The 23328-nt window shown below is 44.9% G+C and carries 23 protein-coding genes; 15 read left to right on the top strand and 8 right to left on the bottom strand.

Going from position 1 to position 23328, the window contains the following annotated elements:
• The 8 genes from A3763_RS05580 to hemW form a co-directional block, all read left to right on the top strand.
• A partial coding sequence (locus A3763_RS05580) for a response regulator (RefSeq protein WP_068759934.1) occupies positions 1–294 on the top strand: 294 nt, incomplete at its 5' end.
• A 157-nt stretch (positions 295–451) separates the two neighbouring features.
• On the top strand, positions 452–1003 hold the full coding sequence (locus A3763_RS05575) for a YggT family protein (RefSeq protein WP_068510013.1): 552 nt from the start codon (positions 452–454) through the stop codon (positions 1001–1003).
• A gap of 158 nt (positions 1004–1161) precedes the next feature.
• The gene (locus A3763_RS05570) at positions 1162–3114 is read left to right on the top strand and encodes a dynamin family protein (RefSeq protein ID WP_068510015.1); all 1953 of its coding nucleotides are present in this window, start codon (positions 1162–1164) and stop codon (positions 3112–3114) included.
• A gap of 58 nt (positions 3115–3172) precedes the next feature.
• Positions 3173–4348, top strand: coding sequence for a homoserine O-acetyltransferase (locus tag A3763_RS05565; RefSeq protein WP_068510016.1), 1176 nt, complete (start codon positions 3173–3175; stop codon positions 4346–4348).
• Positions 4348–4941, top strand: coding sequence for a methionine biosynthesis protein MetW (metW, locus tag A3763_RS05560; protein ID WP_068510019.1), 594 nt, complete (start codon positions 4348–4350; stop codon positions 4939–4941). Before A3763_RS05565 ends, metW begins: the two co-directional genes overlap by 1 nt.
• A gap of 32 nt (positions 4942–4973) precedes the next feature.
• On the top strand, positions 4974–5444 hold the full coding sequence (locus A3763_RS05555) for a DUF4426 domain-containing protein (RefSeq protein ID WP_068510021.1): 471 nt from the start codon (positions 4974–4976) through the stop codon (positions 5442–5444).
• A gap of 14 nt (positions 5445–5458) precedes the next feature.
• Positions 5459–6064, top strand: a complete 606-nt coding sequence (gene rdgB / locus A3763_RS05550) for an RdgB/HAM1 family non-canonical purine NTP pyrophosphatase (protein WP_068510022.1) — start codon at positions 5459–5461, stop codon at positions 6062–6064.
• Between the two features lie 8 nt (positions 6065–6072).
• Positions 6073–7251 carry a radical SAM family heme chaperone HemW gene (gene hemW / locus A3763_RS05545; protein ID WP_068510024.1) on the top strand — a complete coding sequence of 393 codons (1179 nt, stop codon included), beginning with the start codon at positions 6073–6075 and terminating at the stop codon, positions 7249–7251.
• Here hemW and hemL read toward each other — a convergent pair.
• From hemL to A3763_RS05520, 5 genes are all read right to left on the bottom strand, one after another.
• A complete protein-coding gene (gene hemL, locus A3763_RS05540) occupies positions 7248–8531 on the bottom strand; it encodes a glutamate-1-semialdehyde 2,1-aminomutase (protein ID WP_068510026.1) in 1284 nt (427 codons plus the stop codon). The two genes, hemW and hemL, sit on opposite strands and share 4 nt — an antisense overlap.
• Positions 8532–8550: 19 nt before the next feature.
• Complete coding sequence (gene thiE, locus A3763_RS05535) at positions 8551–9192, bottom strand: thiamine phosphate synthase (protein ID WP_068510028.1); 642 nt, start codon at positions 9190–9192, stop codon at positions 8551–8553.
• A gap of 1 nt (position 9193) precedes the next feature.
• Positions 9194–9622 carry a protoporphyrinogen oxidase HemJ gene (gene hemJ, locus A3763_RS05530; RefSeq protein WP_304438909.1) on the bottom strand — a complete coding sequence of 143 codons (429 nt, stop codon included), beginning with the start codon at positions 9620–9622 and terminating at the stop codon, positions 9194–9196.
• A complete protein-coding gene (locus tag A3763_RS05525) occupies positions 9619–11400 on the bottom strand; it encodes a chloride channel protein (protein WP_068554385.1) in 1782 nt (593 codons plus the stop codon). The genes hemJ and A3763_RS05525 overlap by 4 nt, the downstream gene beginning before the upstream one ends.
• Before the next feature lie 116 nt (positions 11401–11516).
• The gene (locus A3763_RS05520; RefSeq protein ID WP_197470098.1) at positions 11517–12092 is read right to left on the bottom strand and encodes a 1-acyl-sn-glycerol-3-phosphate acyltransferase; all 576 of its coding nucleotides are present in this window, start codon (positions 12090–12092) and stop codon (positions 11517–11519) included.
• A 381-nt stretch (positions 12093–12473) separates the two neighbouring features.
• On the opposite strand from A3763_RS05520, the gene argC reads away from it, so the two are divergent.
• The 4 genes from argC (at position 12474) to erpA (ending at position 15247) form a co-directional block, all read left to right on the top strand.
• Positions 12474–13517: an N-acetyl-gamma-glutamyl-phosphate reductase gene (argC, locus tag A3763_RS05515; protein ID WP_068510033.1), complete on the top strand. Its 1044-nt coding sequence runs from the start codon at positions 12474–12476 to the stop codon at positions 13515–13517.
• Positions 13518–13540: 23 nt separating this feature from the next.
• Positions 13541–14284, top strand: a complete 744-nt coding sequence (locus tag A3763_RS05510) for a DUF6776 family protein (protein ID WP_068510034.1) — start codon at positions 13541–13543, stop codon at positions 14282–14284.
• 20 nt (positions 14285–14304) lie between these two features.
• Positions 14305–14790, top strand: a complete 486-nt coding sequence (locus A3763_RS05505; RefSeq protein ID WP_068510036.1) for a polymer-forming cytoskeletal protein — start codon at positions 14305–14307, stop codon at positions 14788–14790.
• Between the two features lie 103 nt (positions 14791–14893).
• Positions 14894–15247: an iron-sulfur cluster insertion protein ErpA gene (erpA, locus tag A3763_RS05500; protein WP_068510038.1), complete on the top strand. Its 354-nt coding sequence runs from the start codon at positions 14894–14896 to the stop codon at positions 15245–15247.
• 19 nt (positions 15248–15266) lie between these two features.
• Here erpA and A3763_RS05495 read toward each other — a convergent pair whose 3' ends face one another.
• Positions 15267–17441, bottom strand: coding sequence for a tRNA(Met) cytidine acetyltransferase TmcA (locus tag A3763_RS05495; protein WP_068633497.1), 2175 nt, complete (start codon positions 17439–17441; stop codon positions 15267–15269).
• Between the two features lie 163 nt (positions 17442–17604).
• On the opposite strand from A3763_RS05495, the gene A3763_RS05490 reads away from it, so the two are divergent.
• Both A3763_RS05490 and panP read left to right on the top strand, forming a co-directional pair.
• The gene (locus tag A3763_RS05490; protein ID WP_068510042.1) at positions 17605–18117 is read left to right on the top strand and encodes a hypothetical protein; all 513 of its coding nucleotides are present in this window, start codon (positions 17605–17607) and stop codon (positions 18115–18117) included.
• 113 nt (positions 18118–18230) lie between these two features.
• Positions 18231–19901 carry a pyridoxal-dependent aspartate 1-decarboxylase PanP gene (gene panP, locus A3763_RS05485; protein ID WP_068510044.1) on the top strand — a complete coding sequence of 557 codons (1671 nt, stop codon included), beginning with the start codon at positions 18231–18233 and terminating at the stop codon, positions 19899–19901.
• A gap of 71 nt (positions 19902–19972) precedes the next feature.
• Here the strand turns inward: panP and A3763_RS05480 are convergent, their stop codons facing one another.
• Positions 19973–20239: a hypothetical protein gene (locus tag A3763_RS05480; protein ID WP_068510046.1), complete on the bottom strand. Its 267-nt coding sequence runs from the start codon at positions 20237–20239 to the stop codon at positions 19973–19975.
• A gap of 219 nt (positions 20240–20458) precedes the next feature.
• Between A3763_RS05480 and A3763_RS05475 the strand changes: the two genes are divergently transcribed.
• Positions 20459–23059 (top strand): EAL domain-containing protein, encoded by a 2601-nt coding sequence (locus A3763_RS05475; RefSeq protein WP_068510047.1) that lies wholly within the window; start codon positions 20459–20461, stop codon positions 23057–23059.
• Between the two features lie 23 nt (positions 23060–23082).
• On the opposite strand, the gene A3763_RS05470 is transcribed toward A3763_RS05475, so the two are convergent.
• Positions 23083–23328, bottom strand: a 246-nt coding sequence (locus A3763_RS05470; protein ID WP_197482790.1) for an acyl-CoA thioesterase II, incomplete at its 5' end; no start/stop codon positions are given.

Here is a 23328-nt window from a genome sequence, read left to right as displayed (position 1 = left end):
TATCCAGATTGGAGTGTGACTGAAGCTGAAGATGCCCGAAAGGCACTGAAGCTATGTCAGAGTGGTCAGTTTGATTTTATTACTTTAGATATGAATATGCCGGGAGTTGATGGCCTGACGATATCGCCGGAACTTCAAGAAGCGTGCCCAAGCGCGAAAATCGCTTTATTAACAGCGAATTTTCAGGAGCGAGTCCAGGAGCAAGCTGCAGAGCAGGGCCTTAGCTTCATTCCAAAGCCGATTACTGAGGATAAAATAATCGATTATCTTAAGAAATGTTTGGGCGGTGCCTAGTTCGGACTAGCAATTTGCTAAAAAGGACTTATTATCCGGTAGCTTAGCGGCTGGCCTTAGAGGCGACTTATAGCTTAAACTTACCGGGCCTGGTTTTTATAGCCTTAGAGCTTGTCTGCCCTGTCGGGTTTCGATTTATTATTCTTGGACGGATAGAATGTTTGCAGAAATTTTTAATTTGGTGATCGATACCGTGTCATCACTGTACGTGATGATTGTTTTGATGCGATTTATCTTGCAACTCTCCCGAGCAGATTTCTATAACCCCATTTCCCAGTTTGTTGTTAAAGCGACGAACCCTTTGCTTATCACTTTAAGACGATTAATACCAGGTATAGCGGGCATCGATCTGGCTTCATTGGTGCTAGCAATATTAGTACAGACAGTTGCTGTTGGTATCAAGGTTGCGGTGTTGGGGTATGCGATATCGAATCCGATTAATATTGTTTTGTTATCGGCCATATTGGTTGCGAGCTTTTTAATAAAAATCTATTTTTGGTCTCTAATTATCATGATCGTTGCAAGTTGGATTGCACCCGGCAGCGGGCACCCAGCCTTACTCTTGATTAATCAGATTACCGAGCCCTTGATGAAGCCCTTTCGTAAGATCTTGCCAGCTATGGGCGGCTTGGATTTATCACCAATATTTGCATTTCTTACGCTTCAGGTGCTCGAAACGGTCGTGAGCCATTTAATGCGAATGATCTGACGCTTAGATAGTCTTAAGGGCTAAGCTTTGTGTAGGGAATGCCAATACCCGCACAGATAAATTACCTATAAGGGTCTATGATCGTGAAGGAATAGGCGGAAGCTTTTAATGGCTCGCCTGGAATGATTGCTTTTAAGCACGTTAAGTGGTGACTTTGCATGTCTATAAACGACTTATCACAACAGGTTGATGCCTTCCATGATTGGAAGCGGCAGCTGAGTAGCTCCGTTGAGCGCTACAAACAGTGGTTGGTCGATGCTGGCTTGTATAGTAACGAACTCGATGCTCGCTTACAGCGTGGTTTAGGGCTTTTACACGATGAGTTACTAACGGTAGCCCTGGTTGGGGAATATTCCCGAGGTAAAACAGAACTGATCAACGCCTTGGTATTCTCAAGCTTTGGCCAGAGAATGTTACCGTCCCAGGCGGGTCGTACGACCATGTGCCCGACTGAAATTTTCTACGATCAACACCAGAAAAAAAACTACCTCAAGCTATTACCGATCGACTCCCGATCACAAAACCAGACCATTAGCGAATTAAAAAAGAGCGACCATGAGTGGCGTTATTTTCCCATTGATCCTCGTAATCAAGAGTCGATGGCTGAAACACTCAGGCAAATCGCTGAAACACGAGTGGTTTCTTTTGCCCAGGCGCGTGAACTAGGCTTTGATGAAGGCTCGCTGGAACGCGCCAAGAATTCAGATAAGGTCTTAATACCGGCGTGGCGCCATGCTTTATTGAGCCTTGATAGCCCGATCTTACGCAAAGGTTTATGTATCCTGGATACGCCAGGTTTAAACGCCTTAGGCTCAGAGCCCGAACTCACCATTAGCATGATTCCTAATGCCCAGGCTGTTATCTTTATGCTGAGTGCTGACACGGGCGTTACAGCCAGTGACATGGCAATCTGGAAGCAGTATATCGATGTGCATGAGTCTGAACACCGTGCAGGTCGTTTTGCTGTGCTGAATAAAATAGATGTGCTCTGGGATGACCTGCAGGGTGAACCGCATATTAGTGCTTCGATTGAGCAAATTCGGCACCTAACAGCCAAGCAGCTGAATATGGATGCAGAAGATGTTTTGCCTTTATCTGCAAAACAGGGTTTGATTGCTAAAATCAGAAAAGACCATTCATTATTGCAAAAAAGTGCTTTTCCTAAATTGGAGAAGCTAATTTCCAAGCGAATTATTGCCGAGCGTGAGTCAACGATTTACAAAGATCTTCTGCGAGATTTGCAAAAGATGCTGCATGGCTCGCAATCAGTTTTGAATGACCGTTTGGCTAACTTATACGAGCGTCACGAAGGGCTAGAAAGAGAAGTACTAAGCCCCGAAATGTTGCAGAATCTAGCCAAAGAAACGCACACCGAGCACGATATCTATCACCGCAAACTGATCACTTTACGCTCTAGTCGACGTTTGATGGAGTCGCAAGGAGAAGTATTGCAGCAATTGGTTAGTGAAGAGCGCTTGAAAGAAGTGCTCAAACATACCAAGCGTGATATGCAAGATTGTTGGAGCACCGTTGGCTTGGTTCACTCGATGAATAAATTTTTCGATAAGATGGATAAAGAACTCGATAATGTCGAGAGTGAAGCAAAAATTGCCGACAAAATGGTTCATGCAATTTATAAGCGCTTCAAGTCGGACGTTCATGCCAAGTACCTTAAACCAAGAAAGTTTACAATTGGTGAGCAGCGCAAAGCGCTAGAGGCTTTGAAAGCAAAGTTGGTGAAGTTCTGTCGACGACCTAAAATGTTTATGACGGAACAATCGGTGCTGATAAATCACTTTTTTAATACCTTTGCTGCAGAGATGCGTCTGATCCAGCTGCAAATTATTAAACAAGCCAAGCAGTGGCCAGAAGAGGCTTTATTACCGCTTATTCAATATACTCATGAGCAAAAAACCATGCTCGAAGAGCGTGTGAGCCACTTAAGGAATTTAGCGAGTTCGAGTAAGGACAAAAAGGTTCAGCAGGCTAAATTGAAAGAACTGATCGATAGAACGCATCAGCAAATTAGCGAAGTTGAGCAAATACATCAGAGCCTGAGTACACCGCCGCCAAGCAATGTGATTAGTATTCAGGATATTGCCATTCGCTAGAGGGCCGTTTACACTCCGCTTTTCTTGATACGCATCATAAAGAGCCCTAATCCAACGCATGCCTGAAACTGCCAGTTCCTCACCAAACACTTCTAACGCGCAAGCGATGCACTCTGTAGGTATCGTTGAGCCGAAAGTTGCACATTTTGACCAAGCGCTAAATCTGATCAGTGGCAAGACGCTGCAACAATATGAGCTTGTCTATGAAACTTACGGCGAGCTGAACGAAAACAGAACTAACGCAATATTGATCTGCCATGCCTTGAGCGGCGATCATCATGCCGCGGGTTTTCATTCGGAATCTGATAAGAAGCCTGGCTGGTGGGACTCGTGTATAGGCCCAGATAAGCCAATAGATACCAATCGCTTTTTTGTGGTGAGCCTGAATAACCTGGGTGGCTGCAGTGGTAGTACCGGGCCAAACACTATCAACCCTGAAACCGGTGAGCTCTATGGCCCAGACTTTCCTATTATTACTGTTGACGATTGGGTCGAAAGTCAAGCTCGCTTGGCTGACCGTTTAGACATTGACGTTTGGGCTGCGGTGGTCGGTGGGAGTCTAGGCGGTATGCAGGCTTTGGCGTGGTCGCTCAATTATCCCGAGCGTTTGAAACATGCGGTGGTTATTGCCTCAACACCTAAGCTGACTGCTCAAAATATTGCTTTTAATGAAATCTCTCGTAAAGCGATTACCTCTGACCCCGATTTTCATCAAGGTCACTATTACAGCCAAGATACCATACCGTCGAAAGGCTTGATGCTCGCTCGTATGATTGGTCATGTGACCTATCTGTCTGACGCCTCAATGGGTGAAAAGTTTGGTAGGGATCTAAAGGAAGAAGCCTTCAACTTTGGCTATGATGTTGAGTTTGAAGTCGAGAGCTACCTAAACTATCAAGGTGAGCGCTTCTCAAAAACCTTTGATGCCAATACTTATTTATTAATGACACGGGCTTTGGATTACTTTGACCCGGCTGAAAAAACAGAAGGTTCTCTTGAGAAAGCACTAGGCAAAGCCCAGTGTGGCTATTTTGTTGTTTCCTTTAGTACAGACTGGCGCTTTTCTCCCGAGCGTTCAGAGCGTTTGGTTGAAGCTATGACTAAAGCAGGTAAACGTGTCTGTTATGCAGAGGTAGACTCAGAATATGGACATGATGCGTTTTTAATTCCAACGGAGCGCTATATGGCTATCTTCTCAGCTTATATGAAGCGTATTGCTGAGGAGATAAAATAATGCGTGCCGACCTGAGACTGATAGAACCCTGGGTGAAAGAAAGCAGCCGTGTGCTCGATTTAGGTTGTGGTGATGGCACTTTACTGGCGCACTTACAGCAGGAAAAGAAGGTCCTTGGATATGGGCTAGAGATTGCGTCAGAGCAGATAACCCGATGCATTGAGAAGGGAGTTAATGTTATAGAGCATGATCTGGACAAAAGAGGCCTGTCTCAATTTGCCGATCAGCAGTTTGATACGGTGATTATGACGCAAGCTCTACAGGCAGTCCGGCGTCCGGATGTGATGCTTGATGAAATGATGCGTCTCGGAAATCAGGGAATTGTTACCTTTCCAAATTTTGGCTATTGGCGTTGCCGCCATTACCTTTTGTGGAATGGCAAAATGCCGATGTCGAAAACTTTGCCGCATACCTGGTATAACACACCGAACATCCACCTCTGCACCTTTAAGGACTTTGAAGCGCTTTGTGTTCAAAAAGGTATCAAGATCCTGAACCGCGAAGTGGTGGATGCAGAGTTTGAACAGAGTAGTTTTGCGCGCATGTGGCCAAATCTATTTGCCGAATTTGCGGTATACCGCATTAGTAAATAATTCACTTTTTCTGATCCAATAGGCTCAAGCGTATGAATTCAGCGATGATACGAACCTTAACAAGTTTAATTTTTTTGCTCACGACTTTTCTTTCTGTTGCAGCGAATGCAGAGAAGAAAGAGGTATTTCCAGGGCCTGATGGCAGCGATTATGAAGTACACTATATTGCCTTTGCCTCGACCTTCCTCGATGAAGAGGTTGCAAGGCAGTATCAACTAGTTAGAAGTCGTTCTTTAGGCTTGGTTAATATCAGTATTATTAAGGTCGATAAGGAGGGAAAGCGAAAAGCAGTGGGTGGTTCCGTGCAGGCAGAGATGATCAATGAGATTCGCCAGTCGCAGTTTTTATCTTTCCAGCAAGTTATAGAAGGCGATGCTATTTACTACCTGGCTCAGCTTCAATATCGCGAGGGTGATTTGTTGACCTTTGACGTAACGGTTTACCCGCAAGGTGGAACACAGCCACTAAAACTGAGGTTTACGCAAAACTTCTATAACGATTAGCAGGTCAGGCAGAGATGAAAATTGTATTAGCTACGGGTAACCAGGGAAAACTTCGAGAGTTTAAATTACTGCTGGCTGATCATGATATTGAGGTCAGCCCGCAATCAGATTATAACTTTGAGCCGCCTGAAGAAACGGGGCTCAGCTTTGTTGAGAATGCCATTATTAAAGCGCGTTGCGCAGCCAAAATGACAGGCCTACCCGCTTTGGCGGATGATTCGGGTATCGCGATTGACGCCTTACAGGGACAGCCCGGTATTTATTCAGCTCGTTTTGCAGGTGAGGGAGCTAGTGACCAGGATAACATCGACCTGGTTTTGAAAAAGTTAGGGGGGGTTCCCGAGGCAGAAAGAACAGCGCAATTCCATTGTGTTCTGGTTTATATGTCGCATGCTGAAGATCCAACACCTTTAATTTGCCATGGCCGTTGGCCTGGTAGAATTACTGAAACTCAGAGTGGCAGTGAAGGTTTTGGCTATGACCCGGTATTTTGGGTATCTGATCAACAATGTACCGCAGCAGAATTGACGAAAGAAGAGAAAAACAAAATTAGCCACCGTGGCCAGGCAACCCAGGCTTTGCTCGACAAAATTGAGCTAATCAAAGCGTCAATGGCTTAGGCTGAGCCTTGAATACACTGCCTCCACTAAGTCTCTATGTACACATTCCCTGGTGTGTACGCAAATGCCCTTACTGCGACTTCAACTCCCATGTCAGTGCTGAAATTCCAGAACAGGCCTATCTAAATAAGCTTCTTGAAGATTTGGACTTTGATAGGGAATTTGCACAGGGCCGTAAAATTGAATCGATCTTTTTTGGTGGCGGTACACCGAGTTTAATGTCAGGTGAGTTTTATCAGCGCTTACTACCTGCCATAGATAAGCGATTGCCTTTTGCCGAGCATATCGAAATCACACTCGAGGCTAATCCAGGTACGACTGAAGCGAAGCGATTTCAAGCTTATGCTCAAGCAGGTATTAACCGCCTATCTTTAGGTGTTCAGAGTTTTAAAGACCGCTATTTGGAAAAGCTTGGGCGCATTCACTCTGCTAGTGAAGCAATGAAGGCCATTGAACAAGCACACGAGGGAGGTATTACTAACTGTAATATTGATTTGATGCATGGTTTGCCCGGGCAAACATTGGATGATGCCATGGATGATATCCAAAGTGCATTATCGCTTGGGCCGAATCACTTATCCTGGTATCAATTGACGATCGAACAAAATACCGAGTTCTATCGCTACCCGCCTGCTCTACCTGAAGATGAACTGATGTGGGATATTCAAAATAATGGCCTGCAATTGTTAGGCGAGAAGGGTTTTCAGCAGTACGAAGTCTCGGCATTCTCGAAACCAGATTTTCAAGCTAAGCACAATCTTAATTACTGGCAGTTTGGTGACTATCTTGGCATTGGTGCCGGTGCACACTCTAAAATCACTTTGCTAGATGATGCTCAGCAGCTTAGGGGAATGTATCGCTACCGTAAGACTCGAACCCCAAACGATTACTTAAAAGCAATTGCTAGTAGGCGCTCTGATGTCAGTTCAGGGCCTAGTATTAGAGTGGGCGAACAAGCTATTCCACAAGAAGATTTAGCTTTCGAGTTTATGATGAATGTTCTACGTCTGACGAAAGGTGTGCCAGCTTCACTACTATCTCAGCGTACGGGCCTGGAACTCAGCGTCTTAGAGCCTATGTTAACGGAACTCAAGACAAGGGGCTTGATGAAGGAAGAAGGCCTATGTACGACGGACAAAGGCCTGTTATTTCTGAATACTATTTTAGAAGGTTTTACAGAAAACTAAGCAAGAGACTTGAGCACTTTTCGTGCTGCTTCAACTGTTGCTTCAATTTCCTTATCGCTGTGCGCGCTTGAAACAAAGCCAGCTTCAAACGCAGACGGCGCAAGATAAACACCTTCTTCTAACATCGCATGATAGAAAGCCTTGAAACGAGGCAAGTCACATTCCATGACTTGATCAAAGCGAGAAACTTGCTCTGCTTCGGTAAAGAAGAAACCAAACATTGCACCCACCTGGTTAAAGGTCATTGGCACACCGGCTTCTTTAGCAGCTGCTTTTAAGCCGTCTACCAGTTTCGTGGTTTGCAGACTTAGCGCTTCATAGAAACCTGGCTCGGATATCGCATTCAGCATAGCTAGACCGGCTGCCATGGCGAGCGGATTACCCGATAAAGTACCGGCTTGGTAGACTGGGCCTGTAGGCGCTATCGCTTGCATAATATCTGTACGGCCACCGAAAGCGCCGACCGGTAAACCACCGCCAATTACTTTTCCTAAAGTAGTTAGGTCAGGCTTCACATTGTATACAGACTGGGCTCCGCCTAAAGCGGTTCTGAAGCCAGTCATGACTTCATCAAAGATCAAGACACTTTCATGTTTGTCACAGACTTCTCGTAAGCTTTCTAAAAAGCCAGGTACTGGAGGAATGCAGTTCATATTCCCGGCAACGGGTTCGACAATAATCGCAGCAACCTGGTCACCCATTTCATCAAACAGTGCTTTAACTTGGTCTGCATCATTATAGGTAAGGGTGATTGTATGCTCGGCGACACTCGCAGGTACTCCAGGTGAATTAGGCACGCCAAGCGTTAGCGCGCCAGAGCCTGCTTTAACGAGTAGCGAGTCAGCATGCCCGTGATAACAGCCTTCGAACTTAACGATTTTATCGCGTCCGGTAAAACCACGCGCCAAGCGAATAGCGCTCATGGTTGCTTCGGTTCCCGAACTCACCATACGAACCATTTCAATAGAAGGGACAAGTTCGCAAACCTTTTTCGCCATGATGGTTTCGATTTCAGTTGGCGCACCGTAGCCCAAGCCGTGGTCTAGTTGCGCTTTCACGGCAGAGATTACATCCGGGTTGGCATGGCCCAAGATCATTGGTCCCCATGACGCGACATAGTCGATATAGCGCTTGTCGTCGGCATCTACTAAATAGGCGCCTTCACCGCGTTCAAAGAAAATGGGAGTACCTTCAACACCTTTAAATGCGCGCACCGGGGAGTTTACGCCGCCTGGGATCACACTTTGGGCATCGTTGAAAAGATCTTCGGATCGAGACATATTGGAACCTGTTTCTAAATTAATAAGTTTGAATTTGTTTAAATGCGGCGCTTAGCGCCAGCGCAGCTTGGTAGATATCTGCCTGGCCAAAGAGACTATTAATGACCGCAATATTATGAGGAGGAGTATCTCTGAAGCGAGCAATATTGTCTATGCTAATACCCCCAATGGCTAGTACGGGAATACTCAATTGCAGTGCTTGCTTGAATGTTTCCAGGCTACATGGAGGCGCTTCTGGCTTAGTTTGTGATTCAAAAAAACGACCAAAAGCACAGTATGATGCGCCTTGGTTAATACAGTCCTGAGCATATTGCAGGTCACTATGGCAGGTAACGCCAATGATCTTTTTGTCGCCGAGTGCTTGCCGTGCTTCGCTTAAGTGGCCGTCAGATTTTCCAAGATGCAGCCCATCTGCATCGCTGTCGAGGGCCAGGGCCAGGCTGTCATTAATGATTAGTGCTGCCTGGTACTTATGGCACAAGGCTTTGAGTCGGAGTGCCTTGGCAAGCGCCTGATCTGGCTTTGATTGCTTATCCCGATATTGGATAACACGGCAGCCACCTTTAAGCGCACTTTCTACCCCGGTAAACAGAGACTCGCCAGGAAGCAAAGAAGGATCAGTAATGCCGTATATGCCTTGCGGGAGTGTCGAGACCGGCATGTTAAAAGGGCTTCACAACAACAAGAATAACGATGCTAATAAGCAGTAATACCGGGAACTCATTAAACCAACGATAAAATACGTGGCTTCGGGTATTATTGTCGCTAGCAAACTGCTTGAGAATCTTGCCGCAATAGAAGTGATAGCCAACAAGAATCGCGACCAGTGTTAATTTGGCGTGTAACCAGCCACCGTGGAAGTAACCTTCTACATTATAGGAAATTAGCCAAAGCCCCAGCACAATCGTTGCAATCATCGAAGGGGTTCCAATGCCGCGGTATAGCTTTCGTTCCATAACTTTGAAACGCTCTAAGCTGGTTTGGTCTGTTGACTGAGCGTGGTAGACAAATAAGCGGGGCAAGTAAAATAAGGCGGCAAACCAGCATACAACAGCAACAATGTGAAAGCTTTTTACCCAAAGCATGTTTATTTCCTTTTGTATTGATAATAATTTTCGACTTCAGCGCGAGTGACGATACCCAGGACACGCGAAACGGTAGGAGCACTGGTTCTCTCGACATATAAGGCTTCAGTTTTAGTTTCTGTAAAGCGGTCAAGGGTTTCCTGAAGCGTGGCTTGAAAGTAGAGAGAGGCAATATCTTTTCGCTGTGCCGGGATTTCAAACAGGTCGATCAGGATGCGCTCCTTAATCGGGTGCTCCTCACCCTCGACCAGCTCCTGTTCGTTTTCCTCCAGGTAGTGCGCAAGATCGACCGTGGGAAGAAGCGAAACTGGTTTACCATCGCTGTTATTGATTAGTATCCATTTAGGCTCCTGGCGCAAAATTTCCTTGGCTTCCTCGTAAACTATATGCCGTTTCGTCGGACTAAATTGTCGGGTCATAATGGCGCCAACACTGACGCGGCGAAGTGCCTGAATAACCGGGCTATTGTGATAATCGAGACCTTGTTCCTTCAATATACTCAGGAAAATAGACTGCTGCTTGAACACTTCACTTGCAACCATACTGGATACAACAATGATCAACATTCCCGGCATGATTATATTGGGGTTTTGCGTAAGTTCTAATAAGGCTAATAGTGCGGCCAAGGGAGCTTGTAGCGCGGAACCCATCATCGCACCCATACCCAACATAGCGTAGAAGCCAGCTGAGGAGGCGGTTTCAGGCATAATCCATTCAGCGATTAGGCCAAATACGCCGCCAACGGTTGCACCAATAAAGAGAATTGGGCCCACAAGTCCACTTGGCATCCCCAAGCCAATGCTAATGCCCGTTACCACAATTTTTACCACGGCGATGCAGCACAGTAGAAGCAAACCAAACTCGCCCAAAAGCGTTTGGTTTACAGTGTCATAGCCTACCCCCATTATCTCGGGCACAAATGCTGCCGCAACGGCGGTTAAGGCACCGGCAGCGGAGATCCGATAGAAAATATTGCTAGTGCTATTACGCAAGGTGAGCTTGATCAAGCCAACAAAGCAGGCTGAAACAATACCAATACCTATGCCACAGATAATGATATAGGGAATTTCCATCAGAGAGTTCATATACAGCTGGGGCACGAGGAAGGCAGGGTCTGCGCCATAGAAAACCTGAGAAATAATCGCTGCTGCAACCGAAGCCAGGATGACTGGCGTAAAACCGGCAATGCTATATTCCATCATCACGACTTCCATAGCGAAAATGACTCCGGCAATGGGGGTGTTGAAGGAAGCAGAAATGGCGGCAGCTGTGCCGCAACTAATTAAGGTCCGAATACTGTTGTTGGGTAGGTTTAGATAGCGACCTAGTAAGCTAGAAGCTGCTGCACCCAAATGTACGGCAGGTCCTTCTCGTCCGGCAGACTGGCCGCTCAAAATGGTTAACACGCCACCGACAAATTGGGTCATCATACTTTTAAACGAGATATAACCCTGATGATAATTGAGACGCTCCATCACTAGTGCGACGCCGACCTTACGCTGGCTAATCTTCAAACGATACCAGATGGTGCCGATTAACAGGGCGCCGCTAAGCGGCATCACCACCCGCATAAAGGTACTTAAGCCTTCAAAATTTTCCGGATCACCTTCAGGAAGAAAATAAGCAAGAGGGACTTCGATCATGAAGCGGAAAAGCAGGATGACACCAGCAGTTAAGGACCCGGCAATCAGGCCAAGAATTGCTAGCTGTGGCAAAGCATCGACACCAGAGAGCTGCTGTCTGAAAACGCGCTTATAGTTTTCGAAGTGTGTTTTTAGCGGCATAGTCCGGCTTTATGGTCTTAAAATCTAATATTCAGTACAGTGCTAGTTTATAGCAAAGTAGATAATATTCTAAGAGCTAGAGCCTGAATGTGTTGCCATAAATGCTGGCAAGTGATTTATTTTCTATCCGAACGATTTTTCACTTTCTGGTTTAGCTCATCAATAGTCGCTTTCATCTGGCTGTGTGCGTCTTCAAGTAAAGTGCCCAAATCTTTGTCTTCAGCCATATGCGTGTCGATAGGAGGTAGAATTCGGACAATGACTTCACCTGCATGCCATTTATTGAGATTGATATGTTTGGGGTAGGCACTGGCGCAAATAGGAACAATGGGAGCAGAGGCTTGTTGAGCCATATGGAAGGCGCCTTTTTTAAAGGGTAGCAGATCATTACCGCCGTTACGTGTGCCTTCGGCAAAGACCCAAATCGAAGTATTATTGTGTTTAAGCGCTTCGGTTGTTTCAGCCATGGTATTGATAGATTCACGACTTTTGGAACGGTCGATCATGATATTGCCGGCGAGCCAATAAACCTGGCCAAATAAAGGCAGATACTTAAGGCTCTTTTTACCGACGCTTACACAGCGCTTAGGAATGACACCGCCGTGAACAAAGAGGTCGAGGTTGCTTTGGTGATTGGCGATAACAACGCTGGGGGGCATATTATCCAATAGTTCTTTATTCTCTATCGTCATTTTTACGCCCAATAACTTCAAAGCTCCCCAGCTGAATAGTCGCCCGCATATTCTTGTGTTATCAGGGTTGAAGGGCCTAAAAAGACAGATGCAACTGCCGAGCAAAGCAACGCTAAAGAAGTAAGTGAGAACGAGTATTGTACGAATAGTAAGTAGCATGCTTGAGTCAGTTATGTCCGTAGGCGGCGATTATTATCGAGAGGATGAGTGCGTAAAACGATTATAGAGCGTTTTGTGTCACAGCTATATTGTTATACAAGCCATAAATTGTAATAAAATTGCCTTGCTTGGCATAGGGCTGGCTATAATTGCTTACAACCTTGCCGTTGATCTCGTGATATAATCGGCCGTTTTTTAAGATTCGAAATTTGGGGATATAAAGTGATAAAGGTAGGTATTGTAGGCGCGACTGGCTATACCGGTTCGGAGTTATTAAGATTATTGGTGCTTCATCCGAAGGTTGAAATTACTGTTGTTACCTCGCGTACTGAGAAAGGCCGCCCTGTTGCAGATATGTTTCCTCATGTTCGTGGCTACATCGACTTGCCTTTTACCGATCCTAGCGTAGACGAACTAGCTGGCTGTGATCTTATCTTCTTTGCAACGCCACACGGTGTGGCTCAGTCAATGATGTCTGAATTTATAGATTCCGGCTTGCGTACCATTGATCTTTCAGGTGACTTTCGTTTGAAAGATGTAGATGTATGGGAAAGTTGGTATGACCAGAAGCATGCCTGCCCTGAATTAATTCCTCAGGCTGCATATGGCCTGCCTGAAATCTATCGTGAACAAATTAAAGATGCCAAATTAGTTGCTTGCCCTGGGTGTTTTCCTACGGTTATTCAGTTGGGCTTTTTACCTTTAGTTGAGCAAGGCTTAGTCCAGGCGGATCGTCTCATTGCAGATGCTAAAACAGGCACCAGTGGTGCTGGGCGTGCAGCTAAAGTTGGTATGCTGTTATCGGAATGCGCTGATAGCTTTAAAGCTTACGGTGTTTCCGGGCATCGCCATTTACCCGAGATCCAGCAAATTTTGAGTGAAGCAAACGGATCGCCTGTTAATGTGACCTTTGTTCCTCATCTCGTGCCCATGATTAGAGGGATCGAAGCGACTTTGTATATACAACCTAAGCCTGATGCTGAATTAAGTCTGGAGCAGGCTCAAGCTATCTATGAAGAGCGCTATAAGGATGAGCCTTTTGTCGATGTGATGCCGCTAGGCTCTTTGCCAGAAACCCGTTCCGTTAAGGGGTCGAATATGTGCCGAATTGCACTGCACCAGCAACCTGGCAGTAATACAATTATTGTATTGTCGGTTATTGATAACCTGGTAAAAGGCTCTTCTGGCCAGGCGATTCAGAACATGAATCTTATGTTTGGTTTTGATGAGATGATGGGCTTACAGCAAGTGGCATTGATGCCCTAACACCTAGGTGAGATTGTACTAGAATGGTAAAACGGAAAGCTGAAGATCGTCTGATTGTAGTTAAGCACAAGCCAGGTATTAAATTAAAACGGCGGGTGATTTTTGCAATTGGCATTTTGGTCATGGGCGTCCTAAGTTTTCTTTTGGGCGATTACCAAATAAAACAGGCACACGAAAAGGTCGTTCAAGAATTAGCAAAAGTTGCACAAGAGTATGCTGCTTTAAAAGAGGAAGAAGTCGCTTTACGGCAGCAAGTCGCAAACCTTGAAAGCGGTCGGACGATTGATGACCTGGCAAAGCAGGAAATTCAGGAGACGATCAGGGATTACAAGGCTCGCGTGTCGCAGTTAGAAAAGGACTTGTCATTTTATCAAAATATTATGGCGCCTTCAGATAACTCGCGAGGCTTACAAGTACAGAAAGCCGAGATTCAGCTAGGTGCAACGGATAGGCGTTTTGACTACAAAATTGTCTTAGCGCAAGTGGCTGATAACAAGAGCTACGTATCCGGGAATGTTGCGATTAACGTGATAGGTATGCAGGGCGAAGAAGAAACTGTTCTAGCCTTAAGAGATATATCAGAGCAGCAAACGGCTTTGGGTATCAAGTTTAAATTCAAGTATTTTCAGGATATAGCCGGAGATCTGCTGCTACCGAAAGGTTTTGTGCCGACAGGTATCCAAGTGGTTGCTCAGTCGAAGGGAAAGAAAGCGTCTCGTATTGAACAGAGCTTCGATTGGCAGCAGTTAGTTGATCAAAAAATTTAGAGACTTTTGGGAGAATCATTATGTGGGGCAAGAGTAAACAAAAAGGGAAAGGGCGTCATAATAGTCCGAATATTCATTTTGATACTCTGGTATCAAGTAAAACCCAGATAGAGGGTGATCTTCAATTCTCTGGCGGTTTACATATCGATGGTTTAATTCGTGGCACCATCCGCGCTGAAGAAGACAGTGAAGCGATTGTTCGTATTAGCGATATTGGTGAAATAGACGGTGATGTGATTGCACCTCATATCATTGTTAACGGTACAGTCCATGGCGATGTTTATGCTTCGAAGCATATTGAGCTGGCCAAGAATGCGTCAATAAAAGGGAATGTTTATTATCATCTGATCGAAATGGCGATGGGTGCTGAGGTTAATGGTAACCTGGTTCACCATAAAGAGCCTGTATCAATTAAGAATCATGACTCAGGTGAAAGCACAGAGACTAAAGCCGCTGAGCAAGTTGCGCTAAAAGCCGTGTCGGGTTCAGATTCTAATAATGGCTAAATGAAATAGTTGACTGTTTTACTAGGTTAATTGGATAATGCTCTGTATAGAAGTATGACATTGTTTTAGTATTCTAATATTAGAATCAAATGCCGGAGAACCAATGAGCATTGTAGAAACTCATGTGCCAAGCCCGCTATTTTTTACCGACGCGGCGGCGAGTAAAGTTAAACAGCTGGTTGAGGAGGAAGAAAATCCTGCTCTTAAGCTACGCGTTTATGTGACTGGCGGTGGTTGCTCGGGTTTTCAATATGGCTTCACTTTTGATGAAGACCTTTCAGAAGATGATACGGTTGTTAGCAAGCAGGGTGTAGACCTGGTTGTCGACGCCATGAGTTATCAATACCTCGTCGGAGCGACAGTTGATTATACTGAAGGCCTAAAAGGTGCTCAGTTTTCTGTGACCAATCCGAATGCAGAAACAACCTGTGGTTGTGGTTCGAGCTTTAGTATTTAAGCGCTGAGCCTTCCTGATTTCAAAGTATTTTAGGGCTGCTTAGCTGCTCTAAAAGTACTTGAACGGCCTCTCTAAGATGCTTATCCAGGTCTTTTTTCCCACTAAAATTAAACTCCTCCACACAATCAGAAATTGAACGAGCTTGTAAAACCCGTCGAATCAGTACTTGTAGCGGGCGCTTGATTGAACTTTTTTTATTTTTTTGTTTGAAGCAAGATAAGGTCAAACTGATCAACTCGCTCATACATTCTTCGATGGCCAACTTATGGCTAGCAAAGCGTTGAAGTTGAGCAAGCTGCCTGCTGTCTAGCCTTAGCTCTACTGCTGGAATTTTCGCTTCTGTTAGCGCATCATACAGCGTATCGCTAGTGTGGTGTTGATATTGTCTACTGATACCACTGAGCAAATTTCTGGCATAGATACTTTCTAATAGAGCCAAATTTTCCTGTGCAGACAAAGATATCGGCCTTTGCATAATCGCGGCATAACAGCCACTAGCATTATCACGTTGAAGACCAAGTTTGAGAAGCGAAAACTGATTCTTTGACCAGAAAGAAAGCAACTCGGTTGTCAGTCCAAATGCTGTAGTAAGACAATCAAGGTGTTTAGTTTTCGCGACTTGTAAAGCTTCTTCAATTAGTTGGCTACCGAGCCCTTGATTCTCGTATTCAGCGCGTACTGCAATACGCATTATACGCAATGAGTGTTGTTCCAGGTTTTTGATATCGCCAGAGAGGGTAGCAAGAGTCTGCGGAACTAAGTGGCCACGTAAGCGTCGCTTTCCTGCGAGGATCTCTTGTTGCAGAGTGCTTTCTAAAATCCCCCCTTCTCGTATTATCAGCATTGCTGAGATCAACTCACCTTGTTGCTCACTTTCTATATGATCTTTGAAACCACAAGCTAGCAACACACCGGGATGATCAAGTATAAGTCTTATATCGTCAGGGGAAGTTTGATAGTGAGCATTCACTAGCAATGAAATAACCTGCTCAAGGAGTTTAGGCTCGGAGGCTAGTTGCTGCTGTGAAGGCCAGAGCACGTTCATCTCTGTATGTTTGTTTTTTACACTACGTTTTTGGCTAAATGAATCGTCATTCAAGGATAAAAATAATAGCCGACTCATCCAATTTTCTAAGGGGTCATTCTCGGCCCAACGAACTGGCTGGCTTAGATGAATGCTTTTCCACTTGGGTGTTAGTAGGTCGAGTTGTTTCTTAAAACGAATTGCAAAGCCTTGACCATTGCCTTCGTAGCCATGGATGGTGCTTGAAAATACGATTCTAGAATAGTGCTTTAGTAGTTCACTCAATGTAGACGCTGGAATTCCGGCAGCTTCATCGATTAGCAGTAACTGGCACTCGGGCTTGGTAAGTAAGAGCTCATCAGGCGATATAAACTTCAGACAGTGAGAATAACTATCGTGGTTGCCACACTCATCTGTAATGTATTTTGAAAAGTGGAAGAATGCATTGGCACAAGCTCGTTTTGAGGGGGCTGTAATCAAAATAGATTTTTTATATTTGAGGGCCAACTTCGCCGCGGCAATGCCAAGCGCGCTGGTTTTGCCTCGTCCCCTATCGGCGGTGACGATCAGTGGCCGTCTACGGTGCCCTTCGACAACATGAGTGATTAGCTCAATTGCTTCGCGCTGGTCAGGTGTGGGTAGGGCCTGTACCTGAGTCGTCGCAGCCGCAGGAACAGCAGGAAGCTGAGACTGATTCTCTTGGCAAAATAGCAGACAATCCTGACTGTTAAAAAAGCTAATCAAACGCTGGAGAAAAAAGGTGTTTGTTTTAGATAACTCTGACTCGTCACTGCACATGCGGCGATAGTCTGGGTCAGGTGCTTTAGCCAAGTCAGCGAGAGGGGGCACCATGATGATAAATAAGCCTCCTCCGCGAACAAGTCCAGATGCTCCACCAAGTCCGTCCGGGCTTAAGCCATCGAAGCCATCCCAAAGCAACAGATTACAATCACCACCCAAGAGGCTTTTAACTTTATGTGCAGAAACAGACTTAAAGCCTTTAATAGGTTCGGAGGCGCTGATATAAATAGCCTCATTTATATCGCCGAAAAGCGAGTTGCTTTGAACCGTATCTAAACACCAATTCTTGTCGCCACTAAGCACTACGGGGTAGCGACAGAAAGACTGCTGGGCAGCGTCAAAAATATTGGAGAATAGCTTTTCAAGCATAGTGGCTTCTTAGTAAATAGGGCGATAAAGAATTTAAATGACCGGCAAGGACAAAAATTTAAGTAAACCTGTAATTTCAGAAGTATGTGTCTATGCTTGAACTAAAACAAGTCTTTGCATGTATCAGTGTCTTGACCTGTCATAGAGTAAGAGAGGAAGCGTTTTGAAAGAAAGTCAGAAACCGGGGAGAACGCAGTTCATTATGATGTTCTTTGCCTTTTCATTTGGCATGGTTCTAGCCAACCTCTTGGCTCAGAATGCTGCGCAGAAAGAAGTCGAAGAGCGCGCCCCTTTATTGGTTTATAAAGGCATTGATAAAAATCTCGAAGACCTGTCGCCAGAGTTTAAGGAACGTATTAGCAAGTTAGAGCGCGAGAGGCGCAGAACTCTCGAAATGGCCGCTTTGCAGATGCATATTTATCAGTATGCGAAAGATCATAAGGTGAGTGCTGAGCAGGCAGGCAAAACACTTTTTCCAAAGTCTGAATATGAAGTTGATAGTCAACGCGTGAGTGACTTTTATCATGCTAACCAGGAGCATATTGCCAAGCCTTTTTATCAAGTCGAGCAGGAAATTACGGCTCAGCTTGAATATCAAAGTGTGAAAAATCTAAAGGAGCAGTTGCTGGCATCGCTTCAAAAGAGTGGTGATTTGGCAATTCTTCCCAGTCAATAAGGTTTTTTAAACGATATTGGTCCATTGCAAGAGACCTTGGCTGGTTATCCTTTGTACGACCGACTATACTAGCGCCCGTTCAAATTTTGGGTATTGAATCTACGTTGTGAGCTATGTTGGACAAGTTATACCATAAGCAGAAGTTTGCTCAGGCAAGCATAGAGAGTATGTATCGAGTATTTACAGTACCCGAAGCACCAGACTCTACTCTTAGCCGTATTGATAAAGACGTTTCTAATAATCTTGCAGGATTTATGCAGGACCATATCGTCGCGGTCGAACATGATTTGCAAGAAATGGAAAAAGACTTTTCTGATCCCAGGATTCCTGAAAAGCCCATTTTTGTATCCGAACATACTCAATTTCTTCTAGATAAAATAGTTGCGCAGTCTGTTCACACCTCATCGCCTAGCTTCGTTGGTCATATGACCTCTGCTTTACCTTATTTCATGTTGCCGCTTTCCAAGATCATGATTGCGCTCAACCAGAACCTGGTAAAAACCGAAACCTCGAAAGCGTTTACGCCCCTAGAGAGACAGGTGCTCGGGATGTTGCACCGCCTGGTATACGCTGAAGACAGTGATTTTTATAGCAAGTGGATGCACGATGCAGGGCATGCATTGGGGGCAATGTGCTCAGGCGGCACCATTGCCAATATCACAGCTCTTTGGGCGGCTCGAAATTTAGCCTTTCCACCCGAAGGAAACTTCAAGGGCGTTGCCCATGAAGGCTTATTTCGAGCGATTAAGTACTATGGTTATGATGGTGCTGCAATCGTGGTCTCAAAAAGAGGGCATTACTCTTTTAGCAAAACAGCAGATATTATCGGCATAGGTCGAGATTACCTGGTTTCTGTAGAGACTGATGAGCATAACCGTATAGATCTGGAAGCCTTACGAGATACCTGCACTCGCTTGAAGAAAGAAAATATCTGCATAATTAGCGTGATTGGCATTGCCGGTACAACAGAGACAGGCAATATCGACCCTCTTGAAGAAGTGGCTGAAATCGCGCGCGAGTTTAAGGCTCACTTTCATGTCGATGCAGCCTGGGGTGGCCCGACATTATTTTCAAATGACTATCGCTCTTTATTAAAAGGCATCGAAAAAGCAGATTCTGTCACCCTGGATGCACACAAGCAGTTATATGTTCCGATGGGTAGTGGCTTGGTGGTGTTTAAGGACCCAAAGAAACTGAAGGCCATTGAACATCATGCTCAGTATGTTGTCCGTCGTGGCTCGAAGGATTTGGGAAGTACAACTCTCGAAGGTTCACGCCCGGGAATGGCGATGCTGATTCACTCTGGCCTGAAGATTATTGCCAAAGATGGATACGAGATATTGATCAACGAAGGTATCAATAAAGCCAAAGCTTTTGCTGCCATGATCGACAACGATCAGGACTTCGAGGTGATTACCTATCCTGAGTTAAATATTATTACTTATCGTTATTGCCCGGAGTTTGCAACGTCGGTGTTAGCAGTTGCAGACGATATTTTGATGGAAAAGATCAATGCAGTTCTGGATCGTATCACTAAGTTTGTACAAAAAACTCAGCGTGAGAAAGGCCTATCGTTTGTTTCAAGAACGCGTTTGGAACCCCCGAAGTATAATCGACAAGCATGTGTCGTCTTTCGAGTGGTATTAGCAAATCCACTGACGACCACTGATACATTAAGAGATATTCTGGCAGAGCAGAAAGAAATCGTGAACGCTTCTATGGAGGTTCAACGAGCAATGAAGTTATTGCGTAGTTTGTGTCAGCTCTCCGAGGATAGCCAATAGTCTGAGATAAACACAGACTATTGGTGCATAGATTTAATCACTCAAGGCTAAATCTAGATTACTGCTTCAGCTTAATATAACGCAGCTTCGTCATCTAAGACTTCGTGAATGACTTCCAAGAAGATCTTATCAGCATCACTCAATTGTTCAGGAATTCTAACAATTGTTGAGGCGCTGATCTTCTCTGCTATTTTAGCGGAAGCATCAGGTTCATTTTTCAGCTCGCGTGCGATCTCCATGCATTTTGTTGAAACACTAGGGTCACTTAGACACTTTCGAATAAAGACGCGTAGTTCACTAATTATTTTGGCTTGTTTGCTCGCTTCTGCACTACTCATCGATAACTCCTTATTTTCTACAAGTATATTTTTTATAGGCAGCATAGCTTCAGTATAGAGCTTAGTTGAAGTCATAGCATGTATTTGTTTGAAATAGTTTGTGAATAAGGGGGAATCTACTCATAAATGTATATCAAGTGAGCAGAGGAAAAAATCAATTGTCCTGCTACGCTTAAGAAACAGAGAAATTGTTTACACTAAAATTAGCCAACCTTATATATGACGTTCTTAAAAAACATTTTGCTTAGGCCGCTACTGATATTCTTGCTGTGTCTAAGTGGAAGCTTTATCGGGCCTGCTTGGGGTATTACGAATGTGATGCCAGACGATGGTGCGCCCCGTATTATTCGAAGTGAATACCTAGTAGATCACTCAGGTAACAGCGGCATAGAGGCAATAAAAAGCCTTGTAAGAGAAGGTGAATGGAAAGGTCTTAGTGAAGACTCGGCTAACTTTGGTTATCAGCGTTATCCGTACTGGTATCGTTTTGAATTAAGTAACCCAAGCCAGGCGCAAAAGGAGCAGATTCTAGAGATCAGTTACCCTTTGTTGGATTATGTGGATTTTTATCATTTTGCAGGTGACAACTTAGTCAGTGAAGTTCACACCGGAGATAGAAAGCCCTATTCGCAGCGCCTGATAGATCACCCTAATTTTCTCTTTCCTGTCAAAATAGCTGCGGGTGAAACCCACCAGATTTATCTAAGAGTCGACACGGCAGGTTCTCAGTTGGTTCCGATGAAAATTTCTGATGCAACGAGCACCTTTGTGCAGCTAGGAAAAGAAGACGCATTACATGCGACCTACTTTGGCGTTGTATCAGTTATTGTCTTCTTTAACTTATTAATCTTTGTCGCGCTCAGGGAAAAGCTGTATTTATACTATTCAGTCGCAGCATTCTTGTACATGCTGTTCTTTGGTATTATGAGAGCGAAGCTTTTCCCCTTTATTTATTCAGATAACCCCGAGTTTCATCACACGCTTTTATTGTTATTGCCGTCCAGCTGTTTACTTTTTTCAGCGCTATTCTCACGAGAATTTCTCAAGCCTGAGCAATACAGTAAGACTTTGGGGTATTTAATCAATGCGATCATTGGTATTGCCTTGATTGGCCTTGCTGGCATCTTGGTATTTGATGCGCAGACCTCCTTGCAATTGTCGGTGATGGGGGCCATTCCTGGCAGCTTTGTTTTACTCATAATGGGGCCAATATTGGGCTTTATGGGGAATAGGATGGCGTGGATCTATGCCACAGCATGGAGTACTTTCATGTTTGGTGTGACGATATCTGCGCTCAGTAAACAGGGCCTGATGCCGGTGAGCTTCGTTACCGAGTACGGTATGCAGATCGGTTCAGCACTAGAGCTATTTATACTAAACGCAGCCTTAGCCTCACGTTTCTATCAAGAGCATAGGCAGCGAATAGCTGCGCAAGAAGCACGATTACTGGAGCAACTTGAGCGCAGAGAAACCGAACAGAAGCTATTAAACAAGTCTTTATCTGATCCCACGACCCACTTGCCAAACCGCTCCTGCTTTGAGCAGCAGGCTAATTTGGTTATTGAGTCTCGTGGGAATAAACGGATCGCTATTTGTGTGATCGAAATCCTTCGTTATATGGAGATCAGTCGTACCTTGGGTCACCATAATACTGATTTAATGCAGGTCGAGGTGGCTCAGAATTTCGCTGCATTGTCGGTTAATATGCCAGGTATCGTCAAACTTCAGGGGCCTTCCGAGGAAGCATTAATTTGTTCTTTGGAGCCAGGCTCATTTGTGATGCTCGTTGAGGCAGAGCTTGCGGAAAGCCACACAGAGCAGGTAAATGAAATTCTAAAGCAGGCAATGCAACCAATTGAGTTTAAGGAGATGCGTCTGGAACTGCGTCCGGTAATTGGTGTGGCTGTTTGTCCTGAGCACGGTTTGAACACCGAAACTTTATTGCGCCATGCCCAAGTAGCTGCAGACTCATCGGAAGCACTTGAGCGACACCTTTCTTACTATCGCCCTGAATATGATCAATACAATGCGCGCCGCTTGATGATGGTTTCTGAATTGAAGGAAGCGATCAAGAATGATCATCTGGCTTTGTACTTTCAGCCTAAATACTCTCTTAAAGAGAATCGAGTTGTAGGTATGGAGGCCTTGGTAAGGTGGAACCATGAGCGTTATGGCTTGGTTAGGCCTGATGAGTTTATTGAGATTGCCGAACAAACAGGCATTATTAAAGCATTAACACGCTGGGTGGTGAGCAATGCACTTAAAGCCCAGAATAGTCTCAAAGAGCTTGGTTGGGACTTGAATATGTCAATCAATCTATCGGTGTTGAACCTGCGAGAGGGAGATTTGATTGATTTTCTGAGCGCTCAAATGGCTGATAACAACAGCGATCCTCAGCGCATTTATTTTGAGTTAACTGAGACCTCGATGATGGCGAATCCTTTGGATGCGATTGAGGTCTTAAATAAAGTGTGTGCTTTACGCTTACGTTTATCGGTTGATGACTTTGGCGCTGGCTACTCCTCTTTGGCGTATTTAAAGTCATTACCGGCGACAGAGATTAAAATCGATAAATCCTTGATATCGGGAATATGTGGGGATGAGGGCAATGAGCTCATTGCTGAAGCAACCATTAACATGTGCCAAAAACTGGGTTATCAGGTGGTGGCAGAAGGTGTCGAAAATGAAGAGACGATGGAGCGCTTAAGAGAGCTAAAGTGCGATTCTGTTCAAGGTTATTTACTAACCCCACCTTTGCCGATGGAGAGGCTACTTCAGTGGCTTGATAAGTCTGAAAGCGATACGCGTGACGTATCCTAGCAAGGCGTCACGCATTTGCAGTTTTAACTACGTTTTCTAATCAATGCTTCCTGGCATACTGAAGCAACTAACTCACCTTGTTGGTTAAAAATATTCCCTCGATTAAAGCCTCTTCCGCCTGACGCACTAGGGCTATCCATATCGTAAAGTAACCATTCATCAACCTTGAAAGGGCGATGGAACCATATCGAATGATCAAGACTCGCAACTTGCATGCCTTTTTGCATAAAACTCAAACCGTGCGGCAGCATACTAGTACCAAGCAGGCC

The sequence above is a fragment of the Oleiphilus sp. HI0128 genome, assembly GCF_001635365.1.
This window is presented reverse-complemented; position numbering and strand designations above follow the sequence as displayed.

Coding starts and splice junctions, on each gene's coding strand:
- A3763_RS05505 (WP_068510036.1), top strand. CDS start 14,305: ATGTGGGGCAAGAGTAAACAAAAAGGGAAAGGGCGTCATAATAGTCCG.
- metW (WP_068510019.1), top strand. CDS start 4,348: ATGCGTGCCGACCTGAGACTGATAGAACCCTGGGTGAAAGAAAGCAGC.
- panP (WP_068510044.1), top strand. CDS start 18,231: ATGTTGGACAAGTTATACCATAAGCAGAAGTTTGCTCAGGCAAGCATA.
- thiE (WP_068510028.1), bottom strand. CDS start 9,192: ATGCCGGTCTCGACACTCCCGCAAGGCATATACGGCATTACTGATCCT.
- A3763_RS05575 (WP_068510013.1), top strand. CDS start 452: ATGTTTGCAGAAATTTTTAATTTGGTGATCGATACCGTGTCATCACTG.
- A3763_RS05565 (WP_068510016.1), top strand. CDS start 3,173: ATGCCTGAAACTGCCAGTTCCTCACCAAACACTTCTAACGCGCAAGCG.
- A3763_RS05520 (WP_197470098.1), bottom strand. CDS start 12,092: ATGACGATAGAGAATAAAGAACTATTGGATAATATGCCCCCCAGCGTT.
- hemL (WP_068510026.1), bottom strand. CDS start 8,531: ATGTCTCGATCCGAAGATCTTTTCAACGATGCCCAAAGTGTGATCCCA.
- A3763_RS05570 (WP_068510015.1), top strand. CDS start 1,162: ATGTCTATAAACGACTTATCACAACAGGTTGATGCCTTCCATGATTGG.
- erpA (WP_068510038.1), top strand. CDS start 14,894: ATGAGCATTGTAGAAACTCATGTGCCAAGCCCGCTATTTTTTACCGAC.
- A3763_RS05525 (WP_068554385.1), bottom strand. CDS start 11,400: ATGCCGCTAAAAACACACTTCGAAAACTATAAGCGCGTTTTCAGACAG.
- A3763_RS05510 (WP_068510034.1), top strand. CDS start 13,541: ATGGTAAAACGGAAAGCTGAAGATCGTCTGATTGTAGTTAAGCACAAG.
- A3763_RS05495 (WP_068633497.1), bottom strand. CDS start 17,441: ATGCTTGAAAAGCTATTCTCCAATATTTTTGACGCTGCCCAGCAGTCT.
- A3763_RS05480 (WP_068510046.1), bottom strand. CDS start 20,239: ATGAGTAGTGCAGAAGCGAGCAAACAAGCCAAAATAATTAGTGAACTA.
- rdgB (WP_068510022.1), top strand. CDS start 5,459: ATGAAAATTGTATTAGCTACGGGTAACCAGGGAAAACTTCGAGAGTTT.
- A3763_RS05555 (WP_068510021.1), top strand. CDS start 4,974: ATGAATTCAGCGATGATACGAACCTTAACAAGTTTAATTTTTTTGCTC.
- A3763_RS05475 (WP_068510047.1), top strand. CDS start 20,459: ATGACGTTCTTAAAAAACATTTTGCTTAGGCCGCTACTGATATTCTTG.